General features: G+C 23.0%; 3 protein-coding genes and 1 tRNA gene. All 4 read left to right on the top strand.

Annotation, left to right across the window (positions count from 1 at the left end; translation table 4 throughout):
* Window positions 1–150 precede the first annotated feature (150 nt).
* A complete protein-coding gene (locus EHV01_RS05215) occupies window positions 151–381 on the top strand; it encodes a hypothetical protein (protein ID WP_422066531.1) in 231 nt (76 codons plus the stop codon).
* A 15-nt stretch (window positions 382–396) separates the two neighbouring features.
* Window positions 397–657 carry a hypothetical protein gene (locus EHV01_RS05210; RefSeq protein WP_422066530.1) on the top strand — a complete coding sequence of 87 codons (261 nt, stop codon included), beginning with the start codon at window positions 397–399 and terminating at the stop codon, window positions 655–657.
* Between the two features lie 128 nt (window positions 658–785).
* Entirely contained in the window at window positions 786–1,490 is a 705-nt protein-coding gene (locus EHV01_RS05205; RefSeq protein ID WP_422066529.1) for an ECF transporter S component, read from the top strand.
* A 59-nt stretch (window positions 1,491–1,549) separates the two neighbouring features.
* Window positions 1,550–1,626 (top strand) — tRNA-Arg (locus EHV01_RS05200).
* The last annotated feature ends 178 nt before the right edge of the window (window positions 1,627–1,804 follow it).

Below are 1,804 nucleotides of genomic sequence, written 5' to 3'. Positions count from 1 at the left end.
ATWTTTAAATAAAAGACATAATTAATTAAAATTATAATTTGCTATTAGTATCTTTTTAAAAATATTTACAATTATTTTAATAGGTTATGCAAGAAGTCTAATATTAGTGATAAAAATGTCAGAGAAGAGATTATTACATTAATAAATAGTTTGAAAAATAGTGATGCAAAAATCACTGAAGAAAATGCTGTTTTAAGAACAGGAAATAATGAGATCTTAATTGATTTACAACTTGGTTCTGCAAAAGATACAATACATATTATTTTAGATAGTGTTCAATTGTCACAAGACCCTGATACATTAGAATATACTGCATATGCAATTTTAGTTCAAATTCTAAACAAAGGAATAGCTGATGGTTCAGAATTGAATGCAAAATAAAAATTAGAAGTAGCATTGCCTTATATATGAAACTTTATTGATAAAAACAAAAAAGATACGATAGAGGCAATAACAAACAGAGAAGATATTAAAATTAAAGAAAAACTTGTTAACTTAGTAAAAGAGTTAACTAGTGAAAATATATCAATTGCAAAAACTAATAAAACTACAATTTTAACTGAAGGATTTAATCGCATTATAGTTACTATAAGTTTTCCTAAAAATGAATACAATGCAACAATTGGTTTAGGAAATGTTAAACCTGAAACAAAATAAATTGTTGGATGTAAAATGCTTTGTATGAATCATATACAAAGCATTTTATATTTAACTGAATAATTTTTATAATTAGTTTTTACTTTGCTATATTTTAAAAATAATTTATAATTAAACAAGGTGATAATATGCAAACAAAAATAAAAAATTTATTTTATTTAGATACAAAAAGAATTGTGGCAATGGCAATTGTGATTGCTTTATATGTTTTATTGTCATGATTAAGTAAAATAATGAATTTAACAGTTTTTCCCGTTGCTCCATTTTTAAAAATTGAGTTAACTGATTTTTTAATGTTATTATCTCTTCGTTTGTTTGGTATTATTTATGCTAGTTTTTTAACTATTAGTGTTAGTTGATTACGAATGGTTTATTTAGGTGATACTCCCATTGATGTATTTGCTTTAATGTTAGCAGATTTAATTTTTTTATTAGTTTTTTGATTAGGCGATAATTTTTTACGAAAAGGATTTAATCACTTGTTTAAAAATAATTTTTCAAAAAAAGTTGATTATTTAATTACAACAATAAATGTTAGTTTAGCAACAATTATTGCTTCATTTGTAATGATATTATTTAATTGATTATTTATTTATGACATGTATGCTCATTTCTTACATCTTCCCCACGAAACAGTACAATGATTTAAAAGTATTTTAGTACCGATAGTTATTCCTTTTAATTTATTGAAATTTACGATTAATAGTATTGTTTTTATTTTAATTTATCGTGCAGTAATTCACCTTCAAAAGCAATTTATAATAATAAAACCAACAAAAAAAGTAACAGAAGTATTACATGATTATAATATTATTGATGAAATTTATTTTTAAAAAAGCAAACTTATTTTCTTGAAAATATTCTTTAATTTATGTTATTATTTGTATGGTATGCCCACGTAGCTCAGTAGGAGAGAGCATGCGCCTTCTAAGCGTAGGGTCGGGAGTTCGAATCTCTCTGTGGGCGCCATTTTTTAAATTGTAATTAAATTAAAAACCTTATTTAAATGATTAAATAAGGTTTTATTTTTTTAAAATTGTTCTTTAATTTTGTCGAAAACTCTTGATGAAATAAAAAAAATCATCAATATGACAATTTGAAAACTAATTTTGTGTAAGATTATGATTTTGCTTTATATTTTTTAAAY

Source organism: Spiroplasma sp. hy2 (genome assembly GCF_044714365.1).
Lineage (GTDB): Bacteria > Bacillota_I > Bacilli_A > Mycoplasmatales > Mycoplasmataceae > Spiroplasma > Spiroplasma phoeniceum.
Note: the sequence above shows the minus strand (reverse complement) of the source record. Positions and strands in the feature narration are given on the sequence as shown.